The organism is Rhodococcus sp. H36-A4 (assembly GCF_027158005.1).
Taxonomy (GTDB): Bacteria; Actinomycetota; Actinomycetes; order Mycobacteriales; family Mycobacteriaceae; genus Rhodococcoides.
This window is the reverse complement of record NZ_JAPVLQ010000001.1, coordinates 293,655-317,436: the sequence shown is the minus strand read 5'-3', so window position 1 is coordinate 317,436 and position 23,782 is coordinate 293,655. Positions and strand designations below refer to the sequence as shown.

21 protein-coding genes are annotated in these 23,782 nt (G+C 62.7%); 14 read left to right on the top strand and 7 right to left on the bottom strand.

Annotation, left to right across the window (positions count from 1 at the left end; translation table 11 throughout):
- The first annotated feature begins 39 nt into the window (after nucleotides 1–39).
- Together O1W68_RS01450 and O1W68_RS01445 are read left to right on the top strand one after the other, a co-directional pair.
- Nucleotides 40–801, top strand: coding sequence for an SDR family NAD(P)-dependent oxidoreductase (locus O1W68_RS01450; protein ID WP_269301115.1), 762 nt, complete (start codon nucleotides 40–42; stop codon nucleotides 799–801).
- Between the two features lie 106 nt (nucleotides 802–907).
- Nucleotides 908–1,969 (top strand): ferredoxin--NADP reductase, encoded by a 1,062-nt coding sequence (locus O1W68_RS01445; RefSeq protein WP_269301114.1) that lies wholly within the window; start codon nucleotides 908–910, stop codon nucleotides 1,967–1,969.
- Between the two features lie 75 nt (nucleotides 1,970–2,044).
- On the opposite strand, the gene O1W68_RS01440 is transcribed toward O1W68_RS01445, so the two are convergent.
- Nucleotides 2,045–3,592 carry a FadD3 family acyl-CoA ligase gene (locus O1W68_RS01440; protein ID WP_269301113.1) on the bottom strand — a complete coding sequence of 516 codons (1,548 nt, stop codon included), beginning with the start codon at nucleotides 3,590–3,592 and terminating at the stop codon, nucleotides 2,045–2,047.
- Nucleotides 3,593–3,783: 191 nt separating this feature from the next.
- On the opposite strand from O1W68_RS01440, the gene O1W68_RS01435 reads away from it, so the two are divergent.
- Nucleotides 3,784–4,689: an SDR family oxidoreductase gene (locus tag O1W68_RS01435; RefSeq protein WP_442972274.1), complete on the top strand. Its 906-nt coding sequence runs from the start codon at nucleotides 3,784–3,786 to the stop codon at nucleotides 4,687–4,689.
- A 61-nt stretch (nucleotides 4,690–4,750) separates the two neighbouring features.
- Nucleotides 4,751–5,962 (top strand): acetyl-CoA C-acetyltransferase, encoded by a 1,212-nt coding sequence (locus O1W68_RS01430; RefSeq protein ID WP_269301111.1) that lies wholly within the window; start codon nucleotides 4,751–4,753, stop codon nucleotides 5,960–5,962.
- Nucleotides 5,963–6,029: 67 nt separating this feature from the next.
- On the opposite strand, the gene O1W68_RS01425 is transcribed toward O1W68_RS01430, so the two are convergent.
- The 4 genes from O1W68_RS01425 to O1W68_RS01410 form a co-directional block, all read right to left on the bottom strand.
- Nucleotides 6,030–6,953: a vWA domain-containing protein gene (locus tag O1W68_RS01425; protein WP_269301755.1), complete on the bottom strand. Its 924-nt coding sequence runs from the start codon at nucleotides 6,951–6,953 to the stop codon at nucleotides 6,030–6,032.
- A 69-nt stretch (nucleotides 6,954–7,022) separates the two neighbouring features.
- The gene (locus O1W68_RS01420; RefSeq protein ID WP_269301754.1) at nucleotides 7,023–7,961 is read right to left on the bottom strand and encodes an AAA family ATPase; all 939 of its coding nucleotides are present in this window, start codon (nucleotides 7,959–7,961) and stop codon (nucleotides 7,023–7,025) included.
- Between the two features lie 30 nt (nucleotides 7,962–7,991).
- Nucleotides 7,992–8,813 carry a mycofactocin-coupled SDR family oxidoreductase gene (locus O1W68_RS01415; RefSeq protein WP_269301753.1) on the bottom strand — a complete coding sequence of 274 codons (822 nt, stop codon included), beginning with the start codon at nucleotides 8,811–8,813 and terminating at the stop codon, nucleotides 7,992–7,994.
- A gap of 156 nt (nucleotides 8,814–8,969) precedes the next feature.
- Complete coding sequence (locus tag O1W68_RS01410) at nucleotides 8,970–10,052, bottom strand: NAD(P)-binding domain-containing protein (protein WP_331283575.1); 1,083 nt, start codon at nucleotides 10,050–10,052, stop codon at nucleotides 8,970–8,972.
- Between the two features lie 52 nt (nucleotides 10,053–10,104).
- Here O1W68_RS01410 and O1W68_RS01405 point away from each other — a divergent pair, with 52 nt between their 5' ends.
- Both O1W68_RS01405 and O1W68_RS01400 read left to right on the top strand, forming a co-directional pair.
- The gene (locus tag O1W68_RS01405) at nucleotides 10,105–10,836 is read left to right on the top strand and encodes an enoyl-CoA hydratase (RefSeq protein ID WP_269301109.1); all 732 of its coding nucleotides are present in this window, start codon (nucleotides 10,105–10,107) and stop codon (nucleotides 10,834–10,836) included.
- A 78-nt stretch (nucleotides 10,837–10,914) separates the two neighbouring features.
- Complete coding sequence (locus tag O1W68_RS01400; RefSeq protein WP_442972259.1) at nucleotides 10,915–11,535, top strand: FHA domain-containing protein; 621 nt, start codon at nucleotides 10,915–10,917, stop codon at nucleotides 11,533–11,535.
- On the opposite strand, the gene O1W68_RS01395 is transcribed toward O1W68_RS01400, so the two are convergent.
- Complete coding sequence (locus tag O1W68_RS01395) at nucleotides 11,518–12,456, bottom strand: alpha/beta fold hydrolase (RefSeq protein ID WP_269301108.1); 939 nt, start codon at nucleotides 12,454–12,456, stop codon at nucleotides 11,518–11,520. The two genes, O1W68_RS01400 and O1W68_RS01395, sit on opposite strands and share 18 nt — an antisense overlap.
- 229 nt (nucleotides 12,457–12,685) lie before the next feature.
- Here O1W68_RS01395 and shbA point away from each other — a divergent pair, with 229 nt between their 5' ends.
- Nucleotides 12,686–13,261 (top strand): RNA polymerase sigma factor ShbA, encoded by a 576-nt coding sequence (shbA, locus tag O1W68_RS01390; RefSeq protein ID WP_269301107.1) that lies wholly within the window; start codon nucleotides 12,686–12,688, stop codon nucleotides 13,259–13,261.
- Nucleotides 13,262–13,390: 129 nt separating this feature from the next.
- Here shbA and htpG read toward each other — a convergent pair whose 3' ends face one another.
- On the bottom strand, nucleotides 13,391–15,328 hold the full coding sequence (gene htpG / locus O1W68_RS01385) for a molecular chaperone HtpG (protein ID WP_269301106.1): 1,938 nt from the start codon (nucleotides 15,326–15,328) through the stop codon (nucleotides 13,391–13,393).
- A gap of 123 nt (nucleotides 15,329–15,451) precedes the next feature.
- Here htpG and O1W68_RS01380 point away from each other — a divergent pair, with 123 nt between their 5' ends.
- From O1W68_RS01380 to O1W68_RS01350, 7 genes are all read left to right on the top strand, one after another.
- Nucleotides 15,452–16,552, top strand: coding sequence for an MBL fold metallo-hydrolase (locus tag O1W68_RS01380; RefSeq protein WP_269301105.1), 1,101 nt, complete (start codon nucleotides 15,452–15,454; stop codon nucleotides 16,550–16,552).
- Nucleotides 16,553–16,679: 127 nt separating this feature from the next.
- The gene (locus tag O1W68_RS01375; protein WP_269301104.1) at nucleotides 16,680–19,100 is read left to right on the top strand and encodes an HAD-IC family P-type ATPase; all 2,421 of its coding nucleotides are present in this window, start codon (nucleotides 16,680–16,682) and stop codon (nucleotides 19,098–19,100) included.
- A gap of 35 nt (nucleotides 19,101–19,135) precedes the next feature.
- The gene (locus O1W68_RS01370) at nucleotides 19,136–19,324 is read left to right on the top strand and encodes an antitoxin (protein WP_269301103.1); all 189 of its coding nucleotides are present in this window, start codon (nucleotides 19,136–19,138) and stop codon (nucleotides 19,322–19,324) included.
- A gap of 34 nt (nucleotides 19,325–19,358) precedes the next feature.
- Entirely contained in the window at nucleotides 19,359–20,996 is a 1,638-nt protein-coding gene (locus O1W68_RS01365; RefSeq protein ID WP_269301102.1) for a Na+/H+ antiporter, read from the top strand.
- Nucleotides 20,997–22,190, top strand: a complete 1,194-nt coding sequence (locus tag O1W68_RS01360) for a lipase family protein (RefSeq protein WP_269301101.1) — start codon at nucleotides 20,997–20,999, stop codon at nucleotides 22,188–22,190. It abuts the gene before it with no gap.
- A gap of 3 nt (nucleotides 22,191–22,193) precedes the next feature.
- Nucleotides 22,194–22,589 (top strand): MmcQ/YjbR family DNA-binding protein, encoded by a 396-nt coding sequence (locus tag O1W68_RS01355; RefSeq protein ID WP_269301100.1) that lies wholly within the window; start codon nucleotides 22,194–22,196, stop codon nucleotides 22,587–22,589.
- Nucleotides 22,590–22,600: 11 nt separating this feature from the next.
- Nucleotides 22,601–23,770, top strand: coding sequence for a sensor histidine kinase (locus O1W68_RS01350; protein WP_269301751.1), 1,170 nt, complete (start codon nucleotides 22,601–22,603; stop codon nucleotides 23,768–23,770).
- Nucleotides 23,771–23,782: the final 12 nt, after the last annotated feature.

Below are 23,782 nucleotides of genomic sequence, written 5' to 3'. Positions count from 1 at the left end.
GCAGTCCGAAGAATTCAATTCTAGATATCAGGAGTGAAAATGGGAAAGCTCGACGGCAAGGTTGCACTCATCACGGGTGCGGGTCAAGGTATCGGCCAAGGTATCGCACTTGCGTTGGCAAAGGAAGGTGCGTCGATTGCCGTTGCCGGCCGCACCGAAAGCAAACTGCACGACACCTGCGCAATGCTGACCGACATCGGAGTCCGTAGCGAAGCAGTCGTGTGCAATGTGAAAGATCGAGGGGACATCGTTGCCGCTGTGGAACAGACGGTGAGTGCCCTTGGTTCGGTGGACATCCTGGTGAACAATGCCAACGACTGCAAGCCCGGACCGATCTTGTCGATAGTCGACGAAGAGTACGAAAGATCTTTCGCATCGGGGCCCCTGGCGGCTCTGCGCTTGATGCAACTGTGTCATCCACATATGAAGGCGCGTGGGGGCGGCGTGATCATCAATATGGTGACTGCGGCTTCGGTGCGCTGGGACGCGAGTAACTACGGTGCCTACGCTTCGATCAAGGAGGGTATGCGCGCACTCACCAGGTCGGCTGCCTGCGAATGGGGCGAGGACCGAATTCGCGTTCTGGCCGTGGCCCCGCACGCGAAGACCCCGGCCCTGGAACGGTGGATGGGGAAGAATCCAGAGGAGGCAGCCGAGTTCGTCGAGAGTATTCCGCTGGGCCGGGTCGGCGACCCGGAAGCTGATATCGGCCGTGCTGTGGTGTTCCTCGTCAGCGACGATGCCGGCTACCTCACCGGAGCCACGATTCCTCTCGACGGAGGACAGTCGCGCTGGGGATGATTTCTCTTCCTGCCGAGTCTCGCACAGCGGGAATGCGCTGAACCTGTTCCGAGGCGAAACTATAGTCAGTCTGGATATTTTTCGCATCGGAAAGGGCACGAACGCGATGACATTAGTCGAGGCGCCGCACAGTTCACGGTCGGTGGTGGTGACAGTTGCTGCCGTAGTAGAGGAAACCACGGACGCGCGCTCGTTGGTCTTCGACGTACCGACAGACAGTCGGGAGCGCTTGAAGTACAAGCCGGGCCAGTTTCTGACGCTGCGGATTCCGAGTGATCGCGAAGGCTCGGTGGCGCGCTGCTATTCGTTGGCGAGCTCGCCGTTCACCGACGAACTCCTCAAGGTGACGGTCAAACGCACCGACGGTGGCTTCGGTTCGCACTGGCTGTGCGACAACGTCGCTGTCGGTGATCGCATCGAAGTGCTTCCCCCGGCGGGGGTGTTCACCGTGGTGGACCTCGACGAAGATGTCGCGCTCTTCGCAGCAGGCAGCGGCATCACCCCGGTGATGTCGATCCTGAAATCGCTTCTCGACCAGGGCAATGGCAAGGTTGTGCTGTTCTACGCCAATCGTGACGAGAACTCGGTCATCTTCGCTGCGGAGCTACGAGAGTTGGCTGCCGAATTCGACGATCGACTGACAATCGTCCACTGGTTGGAATCGGTGCAGGGGCGACCCACCGTCGGCCAACTGGCAACGCTGTCGCAGCATTGGATCGACAGACGTGCATATATCTGTGGGCCCAAGCCGTTCATGGATGCCATCCAGGGGTCGCTGACGACCGCCGGTGCGTCGCGAAGCAGGATTCATACGGAAATTTTTGTCTCACTGACCGGAGACCCTTTTGCGCCGGTGGTCGACGAGCTGAGTGCACTCGACGCTACCGACGGGCCAGCACCCGCTTCGGTGGAGGTCGAGATGGACGGTGAGTCTCACGAGATGATCTGGCCACGTAGCTCGACGCTCGTCGACGTGATGTTGTCCAAGAATCTCGACGTTCCGTATTCGTGCCGAGAGGGCGAATGCGGTTCGTGTGCATGCCGTGTGCTCGACGGTGAAGTAGAGATGGCGAATTCGTCCATACTCGATCCTGCCGACATCGAAGAGGGATACATTCTCGCCTGCCAAGCACGCCCGGTAAGTGACAGGCTGAAAATCGAATTCTGAGAGTGAATCGAAAAGACCGGGAGGATGGCAATTGCCACCCTCCCGGTCTTTTTCGTTCACGCTTCTGCTATTCGGTCACGATTTCTTTTCGCGCAATTCGTTTTTCAGCACTTTGCCCGACGCATTCCGAGGCAAAACTTCGGTGAACTGCACCGACCGGGGTGCTTTGAAGCCGGCTAGCTTGTCCTTGCAGAACGAGACGATCGCCGCCTCGGACAGATCGGTGCCGGGCGCCAGGACGACGTAGGCGCGGCCGACCTCGCCCATCCGCTCGTCGGGTACACCGATCACGGCGGCCTCGTACACCCCGGGAAGTCGCAGCAACATTGCTTCGATCTCGGCCGGGTAGACGTTGAATCCGCCGCTGATGTACATGTCCTTGAGGCGGTCGGTGATGTCCAGATAGCCGCGGTCGTCGAGGACTCCGACGTCGCCGGTATGCAGCCATCCATCCGGGTCGATGGTCTTGGCCGTCGCCTCGGGATCGTCCAGATAACCGAGCATCACGTTGGGACCGCGCAAGAGGATCTCGTCGTGTTCCCCGATCCGGATTTCGAAACCTGCGGTGGCGCGTCCGGACGAGGTGGAGACGGTGACCGGGTCGTCTTCGATGCGACACATCGTTGCCACTACCGCTTCGGTCTGGCCGTAGGCGGTGAGGACGGCATCGAACGACAGTTCGGTCTGCATCCGTTCGACCAGAGCCACCGGGACCGGGGCCGCGCCGGTGACGGCAATTCGAAGGTTGGACATGTCGTAGTCGGCGCGCCGGGGGTGATCGAGAATGCTCTGGTAGATCGTCGGCGCGCCCGGCAGGACGCTGATGCGCTGCTCGGACACGATGGCCATCACTGCCTCCACGTCGAACACCGCCATCGGGACCACTGTGGCCCCGGCGAGTAGCGCGGTGACGAAACCTGCCTTGTATCCGAAGCTGTGAAAGAACGGATTGATGATCAGGTAGTTGTCTTCTGCGGTGAGTGCGGCGTTCTCGGTCCACGACTGCGCCACCGACATGAGCTGACGATGCGCGCTCAGCACGCCTTTGCTGCGACCGGTGGTGCCCGAAGTGAACAAAATGTCGGAGACGGACTCGGCATCGACCGCTGCGCTCCGGATGTCGGCCTCTGCGTGGGACGTAGCGGTCCCGACGTCGAAGAATTCGTCCCAGTCGGTGACACCGGGCTTCGGTTGATCGGTGCCGCTCAGTGGGATTCGCACGACGAGCGGCACCTGCAACTCCGGTGCGGCCTCCTGCAGTCGATCGAGTCGATCGGTACCGAGAAAGTCACCGACCACGACGAGGGCCGCGGCGTGTACGCGGTCGATGATGTCGGCGGCCTCGGTGCCGGTGTAGCGGGTGTTGATGGGAACGACGACGCCGCCTGCCCAATGGGTACCGAGTGCTGCCACGATCCAGTGGTAGGTGTTCGGCGACCAGATCGCTACGCGCGCACCTGCTTCGACCCCGGAGGCAATGAGCGAGGAAGCGAATGCTTCTACCTGCTCGTGCAGCTGGGCGAAGGTCAGGCTGCAATCGCCGTCGATGATCGCGAGACGGTCGGGATGGTTCTCGGCGGCGCGAGTGAGCGCTGCCGGTGTGGTGCTCGGTCCTTCGATCATTCGGCTCCTAACCTAACGCTTGCTTGGCAGATTATCCTATCGAGGAGGCTCAGCGTATTTCGTTGCCGAATGGCAGATTGAACAACCAAGCACTTGCTTGGTACGCTAACACGGCAATCATGAGAGCTGTCTGCAGCTCGACCGATCGACTTCCACGTCAGCAACGTCAAGGAGACATACACGTGAATGACATGCTCGAGGGACGCGTTGTAATCGTGACCGGAGCCGGCCGCGGTTTGGGGCGTGCACACGCTTTGGCTTTTGCGGCCGCAGGCGCCAAAGTTGTCGTCAACGATTTCGACCCAGGCAAAGATGGACGTCCGACGGGGGAGAGCCCGGCCGAGCAGGTCGTCGATGCCATTCGGGCAGCGGGCGGCGAAGCAGTGGTCAACGGAGACGACATCGCCGACTGGGACGGTGCCGAGCGGCTCGTGAACACGGCACTCGATGGTTTCGGACGTCTCGACGTTCTTGTCAACAACGGTGGATTTCTGCGTGACCGCATGCTCGCAACGATGAGCGAGGAAGAGTGGGATGCAGTCATCCGAGTGCATCTCAAAGGCCACTTCGCACCGATGCGCCATGCCAGCACCTATTGGCGCGCACAGGCGAAGGCAGGCAATACCGTCGATGCCCGCGTCATCAACACCAGTTCGGGTGCAGGCCTGCTGGGCAGCATCGGACAGGGAAACTACGCGGCGGCCAAAGCTGGCATCGCGGCGCTCACCATCCAGGCCGCAGCCGAGTTCGCTCGGTACGGAATCACCGTCAACGCGATCGCACCCGCTGCGCGTACGCGCATGACCGTCGGTGCGGGAGGCGCAATGGCAGAGACCATGGCGGCGCCCGAGGAAGGCTTCGACGCGATGGCGCCGGAAAACGTCTCTCCCTTGGTCGTGTGGCTGGGTAGCGCAGCTTCCGCTCATGTCACCGGAAGGGTCTTCGAGGTCGAGGGCGGCAAGGTGTCTCTCGCCGACGGTTGGCGCCACGGGACCGTCATCGACAAGGGCGCCCGTTGGGATCCGCAGGAACTCGGACCCGTCGTCGACGAGCTGATCGGTGGCGCCGTACCGCCGACACCCGTGTACGGAGCCTGAACGCTCGCACTGCCTTCGCTCATCCATCGATTTCGACTCAACCCACTTTCAGGAGCCCCACGTGCCCGAAGCTGTAATCGTCTCTGCCGCCCGTTCGCCGATCGGGCGCGCACGCAAGGGATCACTGAAGGATCTTCGCGCCGATGATCTCGCCGCCACCATCATTCATGCGGCGCTGGACAAAATCCCGGCGTTCGATCCGCGAGAACTGACCGACATCATGATCGGATGTGCGCAGCCCGCAGGCGAGCAGGGTTACGGCCTCGCTCGCGTGATTTCCGTTCTTCTCGGTTACGACACCGTGCCCGGTACCACGGTGCAGCGATACTGCGCCTCCAGCCTTCAGACCACTCGGATGGCCTTCCATGCCATTCGCGCCGGCGAGGGCGACGCCTTCATTTCCGGTGGCGTGGAGATGGTCTCGCGTTTCGGACTGGGTAAGTCCGACGGGATGCCGGACACCAAGAACAGCAAGTTTGCTGCACCCGCAGAGCGCGCTGCAGCGCAGGCAGGCAGCACGTGGACGGATCCACGCGAGGAGGGGCTACTTCCTGACGTCTACCTCGCAATGGGCGAGACCGCGGAAAACGTAGCAGGCCTTCGTTCCATCAGCCGTCGCGAACAGGACGAATACGCCGCGCTCAGTCAGGCACGCGCTCAGGAGTCCATCGCTTCCGGATTCTTCGATCGCGAAATCACACCCGTCCAGACTCCGGACGGACAGACGGTCTCTCGCGACGACGGCCCCCGCGCAGGCGTCGACGTCGATTCGCTGTCGACGCTCAAGCCGGTCTTCCGACCTGATGGAACAGTCACAGCAGGCAACTGCTGCCCGGTCAACGACGGCGCAGCGGCCTTGGTCATCATGTCCGAGCAACGCGCCAAGGATCTCGGGATCGAGCCCCTCGCGCGCATTCTGTCGACCTCGGTTTCCGGAATATCTCCCGAAATCATGGGCTTGAGCCCGGTCGAAGCTACCCGTCGGGCCGTCGCTTCGGCAGGCTTGAACGTCAGCGATGTCGACCTGTTCGAGATCAACGAAGCCTTTGCCGCACAGGTCATTCCCAGCTACCGCGACTTGGGAGTCGACGTCGATCGGGTGAACGTGCACGGCGGTGCTATTGCACTCGGGCACCCGTTCGGTATGACCGGGGCCCGGATGACGGCGACGCTGCTCAACGCTCTCTCCTGGGGCGACAAGGAGATCGGCGTCGAGACCATGTGCGCCGCCGGTGGACAGGGCATGGCGATGGTGGTTCAGCGTCTGAAGTGATTCACGGCCGTATGGTGTCCGCCAGTTCCATTGGCCCAGAGGGGTCATGGTGGCGGGCACCATACGGTCAACGCTCGAACAGTGCGCTGAGCGCGGGGCCGACGTCACGATAAGTGCGGATGACCCTGATGCGGCCGTGTCCGAGGCGAGCGAGATCGCGCCCGAGGTCGACATCGTTCTCGCCCGAGGTGTCGAGCAGGATGTCCAGACGCGGAATCCTCGCCGCGGTAGGGCGTGGATCGGGCCCGGCGTTGTGCACGCAGTCGGAAAGCAGAAGCACTCGCGAGTCCGGCGAGGAAACTGTCCTTAGCAGCCCGTACGCGGTGTCGAGCGCGAACTGGACGTTCGTCAGACCGCGGGCCGGAATCCGCAGGACGGTATCGAGGATTCCGAGGGGCGTCATCGAGTCGCCGAAACGCGTGAGAACGGCTGCATCGGACCAGAATGCGACCACGGCAAGGTTGTCGCGATTCAATTCACCTGCGAGTGCGCCGACGGTCGCCGCGGCTGTCCGCACTCGTTCACCCTTCATCGATCCAGAAATGTCGACGACGAGAACGACGGACCGCTTGGTGTGCAGGCGTTCTCGTACCACGATGTCGTCGTCCTCCGGCATCGGAATGGCAGCGAGCACATCGAGCGTGCGGTCGAGGTCGATCTCATCGCTGCTGCCCCGGTATCGGAGCGAGGTCAGTTCGCCTACCCCGCGTCGGGCATGGGTGTCGCGACGGGGACGTCGAACAGCCAAGCGAACAGCAATCTTTCGAGCGCGTGCTCGGGTCGCGGCGTCGGACGCCGGGTCTTGTGTGGTGGCGTCTGCGAGTGCGATCACCTCGGCAGTCTCCTCCGTGAGCCCTGGCACCGACGAGTTGTTCTCCCCGGCAGCCTTTCCCGGCACGGGACGCCCGTCGGCGATCAGTACCGCGCCCGCCCCACCAACGGGACGGAACAGTGACGGCGATTCGGTGAGTTGTTTGGGCTTGCGCCGCAACGGCTTCAACGCGCCGCCGGTGCCTCGGTTTCCGGGCCTACGGACCGGTGAGTCGGCAGTGACGGCTCTTCAACCGGGTGCCGCTGCGGCGGGGCGGAGCACGAAGTGGTCCTCCCAGATGGAGCGCAGAACCATTTCCGGTGTCGCATCCGATGTCTCGTCGACGTGGATGCGTCCGGACAGTGCGAGAAGGACCGCGTCGAGCATCACCTGCTGGTAGCTCTCCGGTAGTTCACGCGGGGGCTCGACGTGGGTACTCGCGGGGAGTTCGACGGAGCGGAGCAGAGCCAACTGCTGCGCGATCAGGGTCAGATCGATCGCGCCGCGCACACTGCTGCCCTGCGTGATGTCCTCGTGTGCGCGCGTGGCTCGGGTGATCGCCACCGAATCTGCAATCAAGCGGGGGGAGTCGGATTCGGTTCGTAGCCCTACGATTCCACGTTCTGCCCCGGAATCCTGGTACCCGATGGCAAGTCTGCACATCCGGTCGTGCACGCTCGTCGACAATCGTGTGGTGCCGACGTTGTCGTAGGGGTTCATCGATGCGATCAAACGGAACGTCGGGAGAGCATGGACGGTGCCGACACGCGGGATGGCGATGCGTCGCTCTGCCATTGCGGTGAGCAGCGTGTTCAAGGTGTCTTCCGGTGCACGGTTGAACTCCTCGATGTACAGAAATCCACCGGTGCGCATGGCCTCGACAAGCGGCCCCGGCACAAAGTTGTCCTCGCTGTAATCCTCGCGAAGAACTCGGGCAGGGTTGTGGTGGCCCACTATTCGGGCGGGTGTCAGGTCCGCGTTGCCCTCGACGAACAGTAAAGGAATGTTCCACTCGGCAGTGATGGCGCCGAGCAGAGTGCTCTTGCTGGTGCCGGGCGGACCCTCGATGAGGAGGTCCCGCCCGGCTGCAACTGCCGCCAACAGCAAGTCGAGTTCGTGCTCTCGCCCGACGAGGCGCGCCGCGATCCGGCGGCGGATCTCGACGATCGACAACGGAGCGAGCTGCATCTTGCCGTCGAGCTGTGCCATGGGTTCTCGCTACTTCGCCAGGAATCCGGCATCGACGGGCAGTGTGACGCCCGTGACATAGCGGGCCTCGTCCGAGACGAGCCAGGCGATGGCGTTGCTGATATCGATGGCCTCGATCATCGGGACGGGCAGGAGATTGCCCCCCAGGGCAATGGCTTCGGGGTTGGCGACGAGATAGTTCTGCATCGCCTCGTTGAGCACCATCGGGGTGCTCACGCCCGTCGGATGCACGCTGTTGACTCGAATGGAGTACTGCGCCAACCAACTGGTGAACGTACGCATCAGCCCGACGAGGGCGTGCTTGCTTGCCGCGTAGCCGTCGGCCGCTCCCGATCCGGTGCCGCCTGCACCGGACAGGCCCTGGGTGGAACTCGTCAGGACTATGGATCCGCCCTGGCCCTTCTCGATCATGCTGGGTACACCCGCGTGGACGGTGTTCCACGCGCCGAACAGGTTGACCTCGATGACATCTCGGAAGGTCTTGACGTGATCCGGGTTCACGGCACCCAGGGGTGCGATACCGGCATTGGCGAGAATGATGTCGATCGGACCCAATTCGGCGACCGCCTTGTCGACCACGTTCTTCAGCGCGTCGTAGTCGCGGACGTCGGCTTCCGTGGCGATGATCCGCCTGTCGAGTGCCTCGACCTCCTTGACGGTCTGCGCGAGATCTTCCGGTGTTGCCATGGGGTAGGGGACCGTATCGATCTGTGCGCAGATGTCGACGGCGATGATGTCGGCACCTTCTTGCGCGAGCTTGATGGCGTGGCTACGGCCTTGGCCGCGTGCCGCACCGGTGATGAGGGCTACTTTCCCGTCGAGCTTTCCCATGATCGAGCTTCCTTTTTGTCTATCGGTGAAATCAGTTCGAGCGCAGAACGCTTCGTCGAAGTGGACAAGGGCGTTGTGCGGCGCGATGTCCGTGTCGGACACACGCTCGAAGGTATATGACACCGAGTGCAGGAGTAGGTGGATTGCTTGAAATTTTTAGTTGCTGCTCAGTGTGTCGAGTAACTCGGTGACCGCGGCCCGCCCGGCCCGATTGGCGCCGATGGTGCTCGCCGACGGCCCGTACCCGAGCAGGTGCACGCGCGGGTTCGCCGCGACACGGGTCGCAAGACGGCCGTCCATGACGATTCCGCCGCCAGGCCCGCGTAGTCGTAGCGGCGCCAAGTGGTCGAGTGCGCTGCGAAATCCGGTCGCCCACAGGATCACATCGGCATCCACGCTCGTGCCGTCCTCAAACCGAACCCCGTTCGAGGTGATCTGCGAGAACATCGGTAGGCGGGTCAATGCGCCCCGATCCCGCGCTGCTTTCAGACGGTCGGTGAGCAGCAATCCGGTGACGGATACGACCGAGCCGGGCGGCAGCCCGCGTCGAACTCGATCCTCGACCATCGCGACGGCATCTCGCCCGGCCTCGGGTCCGAAGTTCGCCTCGCGGAATTCCGGTTCGCGGCGCGTGACCCACGTCGTGCTGGTGACCTGAGAAATCTCGTCGAGCAGCTGGACGGCCGAAATGCCACCACCGACGACGATCACGTGTTCGCCATCGAATTCTTCTGCCGTTCGATAGTCCTTCGTGTGCAGTTGCCGGCCGGTGAACAACTCGGCGCCCCGATAGTGCGGAATAAACGGTTTCTCCCACGTACCGGTGGCATTGATCAATCCTCGTGCCGACAGAACAGTCGCACCGGCTTCGATGCTGAAGCGTGGTTCGCGGTCGCAGACGACGTTCACCGTGACAGGCCGTCGCACCCGGAGGTCGAACTTGTCCTCGTAGGCACGGTAGTAGCGGGGTACTGCCTCGGCAGCCACGACGGACTCGGGGGCCTCACCCGTCAACGTGTCTGCAAACTCCATTCCTGGCAGATCGTGGACCCTGTTGACCGTACTCAGCGTCAGTGACTGCCAGCGGTACTGCCATGCTCCACCCGGTGCCGGAGACCGGTCGAGCATCACGAAGTCTTCTTCGGCCTGCAGCCCTGCCCGATGCAGGTGGTAGCCGGCCGACAGCCCGGCCTGTCCCGCGCCGATCACCGCAATATCCGTTTCGATCACATCGACCAGTAGATCAGCCCGCGCAGCACCACGGTCTCTACCGCTGGGTAACGTCTAGGTCATGATCGGACAGACTCGTGACGGCGACGTCGTCACACTCGAACTTCAGCGACCGGAACGCCGTAATGCGCTCAACTCTGCACTGTGTGTGGCCCTGCGCGAGGGAATCGAAGACGCCGTCGCCGGCGACGCCAGGGTAATCGTCATCACGGGTCAGGGCTCGAGCTTCTGTGCAGGCGCAGATCTCAGTGGTGATGCGTTCGCGAGCGACTTCCCCGAGACCCTGAACACGCTTCTGCAGACAATCCAGAATGTCCCGATCCCGGTCATCGCTGCCGTGAACGGTCCAGCGGTCGGTGCCGGGACCCAGCTCGCCATCGCAAGCGATCTTCGGGTCGTCGCAGACGGAGGCTACTTCGAGATCCCGTCGACCCGTCTGGGTATCGCGGTGAACAACTGGACCATCAAGCGGCTCTCCTCGCTCGCAGGCGGTTCGGTCGCGCGCACGATCCTTCTCGGTGGTGAACGTCTGCACGCAGAACAGGCACATCACAGCGGTCTCGCCAACAAGCGCGGTGGAGCGGACGTCGCGCAGCAGTGGGCACAGTCGATCACCGAGCTCGCGCCGCTGGCATTGAGGCATCTCAAGCTCGTCTTCAACGACGACGGTGCGCACGACGAGCCGAAGCCCGAACAGTGGGAAGCGTTCGGGGCCGCGTGGAAGAGCGAGGATGTGCTCGAAGCCCGGCGTGCACGCAACGAGAAGCGCCCGCCGAAGTTCCTCGGCAAGTGAACTTGAATCCGGTCCTCGGCGGGTAGCTGCCAACCTCGCCTCGCGTGCGTATGCTTTTCACGTGAACCGGGAGGTGTGGTGAGCACCGAAGAGAATCCGCGCCTGCAGTACGAGGGATCCGACGGCGTGCGACACGAGGTGATCCTCTTGCCCGAACGCGCCCGACTCACCGTCGGACGCTCCCCACAGGCCGACATCGCGTTCGAAACCGATCACGAGGTCTCACGGCTTCACGCGGCGATCGAGTGGATGGGAACGCACTGGACTCTCGTCGACGACGGATTGTCCAGGAACGGTACCTACCTGAACGGGGACCGGCTCACCGGTAGGCGGAGTCTGCGGCAGGGGGACACGATCCGCGTCGGTGGATCGACTCTGACCTTTCACGATTACTCCGGACTACGCGACGAGGCCACTCGCATCGCCGCGGACCTCCCCAAGGCCAGGACACTGACCGACACTCAACGCGCCGTTCTCGTCGCGTTGTGCAGGCCCTACAAACACAACGCGACGTTTGCAAACCCGTCGTCGAATCAGCAGATTGCAGCGGAAATCTTCCTGAGCATCGATGCCGTCAAGACTCACCTGCGCGTCTTGTTCGCCAAGTTCGGGGTCGAGGATTTACCGCAGAATCAGAAGCGAGTCAGGCTCGCCGAACGCGCCCTGCACAGCGGTGCCATCTCACAACGCGACCTGTAGCGCAGAACCGGTAGTGGTCGCGGCGGTCTCGGCTGCCACGACGAGAGTACGGATCGCGTCGGCTACTTCGGTTGCACGTTCGAGGATCACCATGTGCCCGGCATTCTCGATGCTCACCATTCGGGCGGCGGGCAGTAGGGCCGCAATGGCACGTGAGTGGCGGATGGGCGTCATCGAGTCCTCGGATCCACACAGCACGAAGGTCGGTACGACGGCCAGGGCTGCAAGACCCTCGCTCTCGTCGAACTCGTGCAGAGAACCGAGGAATCCTGCCATCGTGACGACGGAGGTGTCGTTGAGCATCGCTGTCGCCAGCGCGACGACCCGTGGTCTGACGCGACGGGATCCGCAACCGGCAGCCCGGACGATGGGAGCGCACACTCCCCGGCTCATGCGCTTGGTGATCCCCATGATCGACGGGGCGCGTCGAACCGCTGATTGAAACAACGTGACCAGCGGATGTGCGAGGCAGACGCCGAGGCCTTCCTCTGCCAATCCCGAGGATGCGGTAGCGATCAATCCGACGCCTACCAGGCGTTCGCCTACTTCACCCAGGTGCTGACGGGCATAGGACATCGTGGTCATACCGCCCATCGAGTGACCGACGATCACGTACCTGCCGGTCGGAATCACTGCTCGTACCACTGCGCCGAGGTCGTGGGCGAGAGTGTCGATCGTGTACGACTCGGTGTCGGCGGATCCGGAAGCACCGTGTCCGCGGTGGTCGTAGAAAACCATCCGAACGTCCGCTCCCCATGACTGCTCCAGTTCGTCTCGGACGTCGAACCAGGATTCCATCCGTAGGCAGTGACCGTGCACGAACACCACGGTGAGGCCGGCATCGAGGCGTCCGCTCTCGTGAACGGCCAGCGTGGTGCCGTCGTCTGTCACGACTGTGCTGTGCCTGCGCTGCTCGTTCATGAGGGACTCCGATGTCTTCGATGGTCTCTAGTGGTGATTCGCGGGAACCGCCACTTGTGTTACCTGCATCACTGTGCCGCGGAACTCCTGGCTCGGGAACGCACCTGAGAGGGGGTAGAGCCGCACCCCAGGGGTCACGATTTTCACCCTCGGGTGGGTATCGACCAAACCATCGACCGCACAGGATCGAACTACATACAGGCGCAGGGTGAGCAGGGAGGACGAGGCGATGACCGATGTCGACGTCGTGGAGGTGCTCGAGTCGCAGGTGGCGCTGGCGGTAGCCGGAGACCGCGTGGCGCTCGGCAAGGTGCTCGAACTGGTACAACCACGCCTGAAGAGGTACTGCGCTGCACGCTTGGGCAATCTGGACGTATCGGCCGACGACGTCGTGCAGGACGTATGCCTCGCTCTGGTGACTGCCGTTCCGAAGTACCGCGACATGGGGCGGCCCTTCATGGCGTTCGTGTTCGGCATCGCGTCACACAAACTGGCCGATGCGGGTCGAAGAGCGACGGTTCGGCGGGCCTACTCGCTCGAAACGGTAACCGATGAACTGGTGTCGGAAGAAACGCCCGAGGACCGCGTTCTGGAAACCGAATTGCAGAGCCACGCGCAGGCGCTGATGGACACACTGTCGCCGCAGCACCGAAAAATCATTTTGATGCGTGTCGTGTGGGGAATGACGGCCCCGGAAACAGGCCGCGCCCTGAATATGACCGCCGGGGCGGTTCGGGTCGCGCAGCACCGAGCGCTGAACAATCTGCGCTCGGAGTTGACCAATTTTTCTCTATTGTGTGCGTGAACGTGCATCGCCGGGGTAAGTGAACACCATTTTTGTCGAGTGAACCCCCAAGCTCTTCCGAGATCAAGGGGGTTCACTCGAGAAAAATAGTGCGCGGTCAGCGCGACAGCGGCACACTCACCGAGCCGACTAGACCGTCCGCGTCAACCGATCGGCAAGCAAGCGCGAGAACTTGGCAGGATCCTTGAGTTCGGTGCCCTCAGCGAGTAGTGCTGTCGCATACAGCAACTCGGCTGTCTCTGCGAGGTTCGGGTCCTCGCTGCGATCCTCACGCGCCTTCTTCAGGCCCGTCACCAGATCGTGAACCGGGTTGAGCTCGAGGATGCGCTTGGACGGCGGCACGAACTGCCCCGACGCCTTGTACATCTTCTCGAGTTGCGGCGAGAAGCTGAACTCGTCACCGACGACACAGGCAGGTGAAGTGGTCAGACGTGAGGAGAGGCGAACCTCTTTGACGTCGTCACCGAGAATCTCGGTCATCCACGTCAGCAGGTCGGCGAAGTCCTTGTCCTGCTCTTCGCGCTGGGCCTCGGCCTCCTTCTTCTCCTCCTCGGTGTCCAGGTCGACCTCGCCCTTGGAGATCGACTGGAATTCCTTGCCGTCGAAGTCGGGGACGTTTCCGACCCACACTTCGTCGACCGAGTCGGTCAGCAACAGCACTTCGAGGCCGCGAGCTTTGAAGGCCTCCATGTGCGGGGAGCTTTCGATCTGCGAACGGGACTCGCCCGTCATGTAGTAGATCTGCTCCTGCCCGTCCTTCATGCGGTCGACGTACTCGGCCAGCGTCGTGACGCCGTCCTCGGAGTTCGTGGAAGCGAAAGACGAAATGCCCAAGAGGGTTTCGCGGTTGTCGGAGTCCGAGATCAGGCCTTCTTTGATCGCGCGACCGAACTGCGACCAGAAGGTCTTGTACTTCTCGGGCTGCTCGGCCTGCATTTCCTTGATCGTCGCGAGTACCTTACGGGTGAGGCGACGACGGATCGCGCGAATCTGCCTGTCCTGCTGCAGGATTTCGCGTGAGACGTTGAGCGAGAGATCGGCTGCGTCGACGACACCGCGAACGAAACGCAGGTACTCGGGCATCAGTTCTTCACAGTCGTCCATGATGAAGACGCGCTTGACGTACAGGTGTACGCCGGTCTTGCCTTCGCGCATGAACAAGTCGAACGGTGCCTGCGACGGAATGAACAGCAGCGCTTGGTATTCGAAGGTGCCCTCGGCCTTGAACGGGATGACCTCGAGTGGCTCGTCCCAGGCGTGGCTTACATGCTTGTAGAACTCCTTGTACTCCTCTTCGGACACTTCGTCCTTGGAGCGGGTCCACAGTGCCTTCTGCGAGTTGACGGTTTCCGTCTCGATCGTGACGGTCTCTTCGCCGCCCTCGCCGTTCTCGTCCTTCGGGCTGGTGACTCGCTTCTCCACATCGATGCGGATGGGCCAGGCGATGAAGTCGGAGTACTTCTTGACGAGTTCCTTGACCTTGCGCTCGTCTGCGTAGTCGTGGAGGTGGTCCTCTTCGTCTGCAGGCTTGAGGTGCAGAGTCACCGAGCTGCCCTGAGGTGCGTCCTCGACGTCACTGATCTCGTAGGTGCCCTCGCCGGTGGACTCCCACTTGGTTGCCGTGGTCTCGCCTGCCCGACGCGTCAGCAGTGTCACTTTCTCGGCGACCATGAACGTGGAGTAGAAGCCGATACCGAACTGTCCGATCAGCTCCTCGGACGCTGCTGCATCCTTGGCTTCCTTGAGCTTCTTGCGTACTTCCGCAGTGCCGGACTTGGCGAGCGTGCCGATGAGGTCGATGACCTCTGCACGCGACATGCCGATGCCGTTGTCGCGGATGGTGAGTGTGCGTGCCTGTTTGTCGATGTCGAGTTCGATGTGCAGATCGGAGACATCGACGTCGAGGTCCTTGTTCTGATACGACTCGAGGCGCAGCTTGTCGAGTGCATCGGAGGAGTTGGAAATCAGCTCGCGTAGAAAACTGTCCTTGTTGGAGTAGATGGAGTGAACCATCAAGTCGAGGAGCTGTCGCGTCTCCGCCTGAAATTCCCGCTGTTCCGTGGTCATGGGTAGGTGAGATCTCCTTCTAGGGCAAACGGTCGCCGAATATTCTAGTGCAAGGCTACGTCTGCGCGCATATGGCGAGCTGGTCGCACCTCGCGCGGAGCGCGGCTGACCTACTGTGGTGCGGTGACGAAGAAAACGATACTGCCGATCGCGCTCGCAGCTGCCGGCGCGGCGTGGCTGACCAGGGCTGCCTGGGGTTTGCCGGCACAACTGGGAGCCGGCACCGCCAAGATCGCCCCGTATGCCGCGGGCTCCTCTCGATATCGTGACCGACGTTTCCACAACTCCGAACCGAGTTCGAGCTTCACCGGCGGTGGCGAGGAGTCGATCCTGCGGTCGCTGCTGCGCGGTCGTTCGCAGGGGCGGCCGAGCCGTCCGGTTCCGCTCGCCCCACTGATCGCTCCCGTCGATGCCGGCGATATCGCAGTGACCTGGTACGGGCATTCGAGCGTACTCATCGAGGTCGACGGGGTCCGTGTGTTGGCCGATCCAGTGTGGAGCAACCGGGTATCTCCATCCACGGTCGTCGGACCCGCGCGATTGCATCCGACCCCCGCGCCGCTCGACGCGTTGCCACGTGTAGACGTGATCGTCATTTCCCACGATCATTACGACCATCTCGACAAGGCGACCGTGCAGCAGTTGGCGGGCCTGCACGATGCACCGTTCGTCGTACCGCTCGGGATCGGTGCTCACCTTCTTCGGTGGCGAATTCCTCAGGACCGAATCATCGAGCTGGATTGGGACGAGCAGACCGAGGTCGCCGGACTGACGATCACGTGCACCGAGGCGCGACACTTCTCCGGACGAGGGCTCAGGCGGGATCTGACGCAGTGGGCGTCGTGGGCCTTCGCAGGCGCCTCGCACCGCGTCTTCTTCGGCGGCGACACCGGCTATACCACCAAATTCGCCGAGATCGGCGCCAAGTACGGACCCTTCGATCTCACGTTGTTGCCCGTCGGAGCCTACGACCCACGCTGGGCGGACATTCACATGAATCCCGAGGAAGCGGTGCGCGCTCACGGCGACCTCGGTGGCGACGTCCTGGTTCCCGTGCATTGGGCGACATTCAATTTGGCGTTCCACCCTTGGTCGGAGCCGATCGTCCGATTGACCGCGGCAGCCGAGCAGGCGGACGCGAAAGTTTCGGTACCGATGCCTGGCCAACGGGTAGACCTCGCGCGTACGTCGGCCGGCGACCGTTGGTGGGCTCGGCTGGGCTGATCGACGGCCCAGTCTTACTTCTCGACGGCCCAGTCTTACTTCTCGACGGCCCAGTCTTACTTCTCGACGGCCCAGTCTTACTTCTCGACGGCCCAGTCTTACTTCTCGACGGCCTAGTCTTACTGCCATGTCGATCGAAACGGACGCTCAGCGCGAGAACGGACTCACCGAAGCAGAGGTGGCGACACTTCGATCCGAGGGCAAGTCCAACGACGTCCCAGCCCGCGCGAGCCGCTCTGTCAAGGAAATCGTTCGTGGCAACGTCTTCACCCGCATCAACGCGATTCTGGGTGTCCTGCTGGCCATCGTGCTGTCGACGGGTTCGATCATCGACGGGATGTTCGGGCTGCTGATCGTCGCGAACAGCGGTATCGGCATCATTCAGGAGATTCGAGCCAAGAGAACTCTCGACGCGCTTGCGATCGTCGGGCAGAGCAAACCGGTCGTCAGGCGTGATGGTGAGGCCATGGAAGTCGCGCCGGACGAGGTGGTGCTCGGTGACATCATCGAGCTGGGTTCGGGTGATCAGATCGTCGTGGACGGGGTGGCGATCGAATCGGACAGCCTCGAGATCGACGAATCGCTGCTGACCGGTGAGGCCGACACCATTCACAAGCAGGTCGACGGTGAGGTGTTGTCGGGGAGTTTCGTCGTCGCGGGGAGTGGGGCGTACCGGGCGACGAAGGTCGGTCACGATGCCTATGCAGCCAAGCTTGCCGACGAGGCCAGCAAGTTCACGCTCGTACATTCCGAACTGCGTAGCGGCATCGACAAGATTTTGAAGTTCATCACCTATCTGATGATTCCGGCGGGCGCCCTGATCATCTACAACCAGTTGTTCTCGAGTGGACAGTCTCTCGGACCCGCGCTGAACGGCATGGTCGCGGCGTTGGTTCCGATGGTTCCCGAGGGCCTGGTGCTGATGACCTCGATCGCCTTCGCAGTCGGAGTGGTCCGACTCGGCCGGCGGCAATGTCTCGTGCAGGAACTGCCCGCGATCGAGGGCCTCGCGCGCGTGGACGTGGTGTGCGCCGACAAAACCGGAACGCTCACCGAGAACGGTATGCGGTTGGCCGAGCTGCGGGTTGTGGATTCAGGTGATGCCGAGGTCCTGCCGCCGGTTCTCGCTGCGCTGGCGAACGACGATCCGCGGCCGAACGCGAGCGTGCTCGCCATTGCCGAGGCGTATCCCGACGCTCCCGGTTGGACGCAGACCGCGGTAGCTCCGTTTTCCTCGGCAAAGAAGTGGAGCGGACTGTCCTACGGCGACAACGGGAATTGGCTGCTCGGTGCGCCCGATGTCCTGCTCGACCCGCAATCGGACACCGCGCGGGCGGCCGAGGAAGCCGGATCGGCCGGTCTGCGGGTCCTGTTGTTGGCGAGCAGCAACCTCCCCGTCGACGACCTCTCTGCCCCGGGCGAGGTGACGCCCCGCGCCTTGATCGTTCTCGAGCAGAAAGTGCGCACGGATGCCCGTGAAACGCTTGAATTCTTCGCAAGCCAGTCTGTTGCCGTCAAGGTCATCTCCGGTGACAACGCGGTCTCGGTCGGGGCTGTCGCCAGTTCGCTCGGTCTGACAAGTTCGCCGATCGACGGACGCGATCTGCCGGAGAACTCGGAAGAGTTGGCCGACACCGTCGAGAATTCGACGACTTTCGGACGGGTCCGGCCGGATCAGAAACGAGCGATGGTCGGCGCGCTGCAGTCGCGCGGGCACACCGTCGCGATGACCGGTGACGGAGTCAACGACGTGCTCGCCCTCAAGGATGCCGACATCGGTGTGGCAATGGGATCGGGTAGCGCCGCAACTCGGGCCGTCGCGCAGATCGTGTTGTTGGACAACAAGTTCGCGACACTGCCGTATGTGGTCGGCGAAGGCCGTCGCGTGATCGGCAACATCGAGCGCGTATCGAACCTGTTTCTGACCAAGACCGTCTACTCGGTGTTGCTGGCGTTCCTCATCGGGCTGACCGGGGTGTTGTCGCAGATTTTCCATTTCGAGCCGATTCCGTATCCGTTCCTGCCGAGGCACGTGACCATTGCTGCCTGGTTCACGATCGGTATTCCGGCATTCATTCTCTCGCTCGCACCCAACAACGAGCGTGCCCGAACCGGCTTCGTATCCCGCGTGATGCGTTTGGCGATCCCCTCGGGTGTGATCGTCGGTGTCGCGACGTTCGTGTCGTATCTGCTCGCCTACCAGGGCGCCGACGCTACCGAAGCACAAACCATCCAGGCCAGTACGACAGCATTGATCACGTTGATCATGATCGCTTTATGGGTGCTCGCAGTCGTCGCAAGACCGTACGTGTGGTGGAAGATCGCGCTGCTCACTGGATCGGTCGTCGGCTATCTACTGCTGTTCACCATTCCGTTCTGTCGCACGTTCTTCAAACTCGACCCGTCGAATGTCGCGATGACCACGTCGGCGATCATCATCGGGGCCGTGGGTATCGTGGCGGTCGAGGCCGCCTGGTGGATCAGTGCCGCTCTGCACGGTGACAAGCGTCGACTGTTCGGTGCCATGCCGGTGGGCGGAGCGACGTAGTCTTGTTGCCTATCCACGAACGAAAAGGAGCGGTCATGAGTTTTGCAGATACGTTGAAGGGCCTCATCGGTAAGGGGCAGAAAGCCGCCGCCGAGAATTCGGACAAGATCGAGCAGGCCGTGGACAAAGCCGGAGACTTCGTCGACAAGAAGACCGGCGGAAAGTACGCCGAGCAGGTCAACAAGGTCCAGGACGCCGCAAAGAACGCCATTCCGGACAAGTAATGGGTTCGCGCTCGGTGGACGGCACAATCTAACTGTGGACGGACCCATCCTGCTTCTCGTCGTCATCGCCGCTGTCGCGGTCGCCGGGTTCGCCAAGCGTCTCGACCTCCAGGTTCCGCTGGTTCTGGTCGCAGTGGGGTCCGTTGCGTCGTTCATCCCGGGCGTGCCGCACGTGACGCTCGCACCGGACCTGATCCTCGGCGTCGTACTGCCGCCGTTGCTGTATTCGGCGGCACTGAACTTCTCGTTCGTCAGTTTCCGTAAGAACCTTGCGCACATTCTGCGGCTCGGGATAGTGATGGTTCTCGTCACGACCTTTGCAGTCGGTTACTTCGCAAACTGGCTGGTGCCGGAATTCACGCTCGGAGCGGCGCTCGTACTCGGCGCAGTCGTCGCCCCACCCGATGCCGTGGCTGCCATCGCAGTGGGCCGTAAGCTCGGGCTGCCGTCCCGGATGATGGCGATTCTCACCGGAGAAAGCCTCGTCAACGATGCCGCAGCGTTGACGCTGTTCACCTTGGCGGTCGCCTCGGTGACAGGGCAACGCATCGCCATCGATTCACCGATCCTGTTCTTTGCCTACGAGATCGTCGGCGGTGTCCTCGTCGGCCTAGTTCTTGCCGGAATAGTGCGATTCGTCCGGTCTCGGATTCAGGACTCGGCGCTCGAGACCGTCCTCGGGCTCGTGCTTCCCTTTGCGGCGTATCTGGCCGCCGAGGAGATACACGCCTCGGGTGTATTGGCCGTCGTCACAGCTGGTTTCGTGTTGGGCCGCGTCACGGCCGATGTCGCGGTGACAACCAGAATTCAGGAACGTCAGGTGTGGCCGACGGTCGATCTTCTGCTCGAGGCGTTCGTGTTCGCCTACATGGGTTTGCAGCTGAAGTTCGTCATCGAGGACGTTCGAGCCGACGGCTTGCCGGTGCTGCACATCTTCGCGTATGCGCTCTTGATTCTCGCCTTCGTCATCGCGGTGCGCCCAGGGTGGATATTTCTCAACACCGGTCGCCGGTTGATGGTGCGAAAATTGTTGCGTAAGAACAAATCCGGGAGCTCCGATGCGCTCGGCCTGACATGGCGCCAAAACCTTGTCCTGTCGTGGGCGGGGATGCGCGGCGTGGTGATGCTTGCTGCGGCGTCGGGTGTTCCGCTCGTCACTGTCGCAGGCGATCCGTTTCCCGGGCGTGGAGTCATCCAAGCCATCGCCTTCGTCGTCGCGGTCGGCACGTTGTTGATCCAAGGGCTGACGCTTCCATATCTGATCCGTCGCTTGGACGTTGCCGACCCACTCGAGAAGCAGCAGAACGACGAGCAGTGGGCTCGCGCGCGGAGCATCTTCCGCGCATCGGCCGAAAGGTACATGACATCCGCTGCGCGCGAGGGGCTTCCGGGCGTGAGTGGAGAATCCGTCGATGCCGTTCTCGAACGAGTACGGAGATCTGTTCGCGCTCGCATGGACGCCGACGAAACCGAGGACCATGAGGAACGGGCAGCCGCTGCAGGGGCACTGTTCGATGCGCTTCGTCGAAACGTTCTGGTGGCGCAGCGTGCAGCCCTTGTCGAGGCACGAGACTCCGGCGAGCTCGATGACGAGGTTCTTCGAGACGTCCTCGACGGTCTCGACGTCGAAGAGGCCGCTGCCGAGGCTCGCATCGATCGTAGGAGCAGGTAGATGCGCAAGACGATAGTGGCCACCTTCTCGGTGCTGACCTTCTCGGTGCTCACCCTGACCGCCTGCGCCCAGCCCCATGCGGTGACACTCCCACCCGCTCACGCTCCCGTTCCTGCTGCGCCGGTCTGGGACGAGCGTGGTTCGATCGTCTCCGCACTGGAGATGGGACATACCGATCTGGCGGTCCGCGTCCTCGGTGCCACCGCTACCCGCGTCGTGTATCGGTCGACATCGGGAACAGGTGATATCGGTACCGAGGTATCGGGAGTGGTGTTCGTACCGAAGGGTGCTCCACCTCCCGGCGGTTGGCCGATCGTGTCCGTCGGACACGGCACGACGGGTGTCACGGACGAATGCGCCCCCTCGCTGTACCCGAACCTGTTGGGCACTATCGGCACGGTAGCGCCGTTCCTCGAACGCGGCATGGTGGTCGCAGTGACCGATTACGAAGGACTCGGGACGCCGGGGGAGCATCCCTACCTCGACCCCGATGCAGCGGCCCACAACATGATCGATGCCGTCCGAGCAGCCCGCAATGTCGTTCCCGATGCCGGAACCAGGTGGGGTGCCGTCGGCAATTCGCAAGGTGGACAAGCGGTCTGGGCCGCTGCCGAGCGAACGGACTACGGCGACGGTCTCGATCTCGTCGGCAGTGCTGCGCTATCGCCCGCACTCGATCTCGCCCCCATGTTCGATCTCGGCGCGTCGAACACTCTTGCACAAATGCTGTTGGTCCCGTTTCTGGTGGACGGGCTCCGCTCACAGCGGCCCGAAGTTTCCGACTCGGACTACATCAGCGGCGCCCTGGTGACAGATCGGCGGGCACTGACGGCGTGCACGGACCTGCTCGGTTTCCAGAAGGCGGAAGCAGCAACGCGATTGATGCCGGACGACGCGAAGCCCACTACCGAGGCCGCACGCATCGCAATGGTCGACTGGCTGCGTTCGGTAGCACTGCCACGAACCCCGACTGCTGTCCCGCTGTTGGTCGTCGTCGGCGAGCAGGATCAACTGTTCGACCCGAAATGGACACAGGACGCAGTAAGACAGGCATGCTCGATGGGTGACGTCGTCGAGCTTCGTCGATCGCCGGACCAGGGTCATTCCGATCAAGGCGCGACGAACGACGCAGTCGAGTGGCTCAGCGGTCGTCTCGCGCGGCAACCTGCACGCGATACCTGCCAGGGAGGCTGAAGGATGTTCGATCGACCGACACCAGAGGCCGCCGAGCCACTGCTGATGTTGCGCGCGCTGTGCATGGCACTGCCGGAGGCAACCGAACGAGTCAGTCACGGCGAGCCTGCATGGTTCGTCCGTAAGTCACCGCAATTCGTCATGTTCGCCGACCATCATCACGACGACCGGATCGGGTTCGTGGCCGCAGCACCTGCAGGGGCGCAACAGGATTGGATCTCTCGTGATGGGAGCCGATTCTACGATCCACCGTACGTCGGCGGTCGCGGCTGGATCGGGGTGTACCTCGACGTCGAGCAGGACTGGGAACAGATCGCCGATATCGTCGAGGACGCGTACCGCACCGTCGCGCCGAGAACGCTCGTCACCCAACTCGATGCGGAGCGGCAACCGGAGTGAGTTCTGCGCTCATGTGGTTCGCCGTCATTGTGGCGTTCGCGGTCGTGGCCATCGCGGTGATCAGCCTGCGCGGACGCCGCGCACTGACGACGCCGGAGGAGCGGGCAGTCCATTCGACGTTGCACACTGCCTCACTCGCGGCACGGCCACTTCGGCAGGGACTGGGCGCGGAATCCGCAGCCGAGGCCGCCCCTCATCTGCGTGCACTGACCGGGACCGACGCACTCGGGGTGAGCGATTCGGACGGCGAACTGTTGACCTGGAACGGCCCCTACGAAGAGCTGTCGGAGCTCTTTCACCAGGCTGCTCGACGCGCGATCGACGGAGAGCGGCGGGTGCTGTTGGCGTATCCGCTCGGCGGGGACCACGCGGTACGCGCGTTGATCGCCCAGCCCTTGCTGATCGAGGACGTCGGGGTGGTCGGTGTTCTCGGTGCTGTGACGACGAACGTGCCGGGGCCCGGCATGCTCGGCGCTATCGCCGAGGTCGCGCGCTATGCGTGTGGCCAGATCGAACTCGCCGAACTCGACGCATCCCGCGCCAGGCTGGATCGAGCAGAGGTACGGGCACTGCGAGCGCAGATCAGCCCACATTTCATCTACAACGCCCTCGGCACCATCGCCTCGTTCGTGCGAACGGATCCGGATCGGGCGCGTGAACTGGTACTCGAGTTCGCCGATTTCACGCGATACTCGTTCCGCACAGCAGGAGAGTTCACCGTCCTCGCCGACGAGTTACGCAACATCGACCGGTATCTGACGCTCGAACGCGCGCGTTTCGGCGACACGCTCCAGGTGACTCTGCAGGTAGCTCCCGAGGTACTGGGCGTTGCGCTGCCGTTCCTGGCACTGCAGCCACTGGTGGAGAACGCCGTACGGCACGGGCTCGCCGGCAACCCTGGCGGCGGCAGCATCACGATCGTGGCGGCCGACGAGGGTACCGACTGTTTGATCAGCGTCGAGGACGACGGTGTCGGGATGGATCCGGAACTGTTGCGAGCAGGCTTCCCGAGCACCGACTCCGACGGGTCGACCCACGCTCACGTCGGGCTGTCGAACGTCGACGACCGGTTGCGTGCTGCTTTCGGCAACGACTACGGCCTTGTCGTGGACACCGCGCCGGGATCGGGTACGAAGGTGAGCATGCGGGTGCCGAAGTTCAAAGCAGGTATTCGAGCGTGACCTTCATCTGGC

Excerpts from the sequence above, each read along its gene's own strand:
- O1W68_RS01450 (WP_269301115.1), top strand. The coding sequence starts at position 40 with ATGGGAAAGCTCGACGGCAAGGTTGCACTCATCACGGGTGCGGGTCAA.
- O1W68_RS01445 (WP_269301114.1), top strand. The coding sequence starts at position 908 with ATGACATTAGTCGAGGCGCCGCACAGTTCACGGTCGGTGGTGGTGACA.
- O1W68_RS01440 (WP_269301113.1), bottom strand. The coding sequence starts at position 3,592 with ATGATCGAAGGACCGAGCACCACACCGGCAGCGCTCACTCGCGCCGCC.
- O1W68_RS01435 (WP_442972274.1), top strand. The coding sequence starts at position 3,784 with ATGCTCGAGGGACGCGTTGTAATCGTGACCGGAGCCGGCCGCGGTTTG.
- O1W68_RS01420 (WP_269301754.1), bottom strand. The coding sequence starts at position 7,961 with ATGCAGCTCGCTCCGTTGTCGATCGTCGAGATCCGCCGCCGGATCGCG.
- O1W68_RS01415 (WP_269301753.1), bottom strand. The coding sequence starts at position 8,813 with ATGGGAAAGCTCGACGGGAAAGTAGCCCTCATCACCGGTGCGGCACGC.
- O1W68_RS01405 (WP_269301109.1), top strand. The coding sequence starts at position 10,105 with ATGATCGGACAGACTCGTGACGGCGACGTCGTCACACTCGAACTTCAG.
- O1W68_RS01395 (WP_269301108.1), bottom strand. The coding sequence starts at position 12,456 with ATGAACGAGCAGCGCAGGCACAGCACAGTCGTGACAGACGACGGCACC.
- shbA (WP_269301107.1), top strand. The coding sequence starts at position 12,686 with ATGACCGATGTCGACGTCGTGGAGGTGCTCGAGTCGCAGGTGGCGCTG.
- htpG (WP_269301106.1), bottom strand. The coding sequence starts at position 15,328 with ATGACCACGGAACAGCGGGAATTTCAGGCGGAGACGCGACAGCTCCTC.
- O1W68_RS01375 (WP_269301104.1), top strand. The coding sequence starts at position 16,680 with ATGTCGATCGAAACGGACGCTCAGCGCGAGAACGGACTCACCGAAGCA.
- O1W68_RS01370 (WP_269301103.1), top strand. The coding sequence starts at position 19,136 with ATGAGTTTTGCAGATACGTTGAAGGGCCTCATCGGTAAGGGGCAGAAA.
- O1W68_RS01360 (WP_269301101.1), top strand. The coding sequence starts at position 20,997 with ATGCGCAAGACGATAGTGGCCACCTTCTCGGTGCTGACCTTCTCGGTG.
- O1W68_RS01355 (WP_269301100.1), top strand. The coding sequence starts at position 22,194 with ATGTTCGATCGACCGACACCAGAGGCCGCCGAGCCACTGCTGATGTTG.
- O1W68_RS01350 (WP_269301751.1), top strand. The coding sequence starts at position 22,601 with ATGTGGTTCGCCGTCATTGTGGCGTTCGCGGTCGTGGCCATCGCGGTG.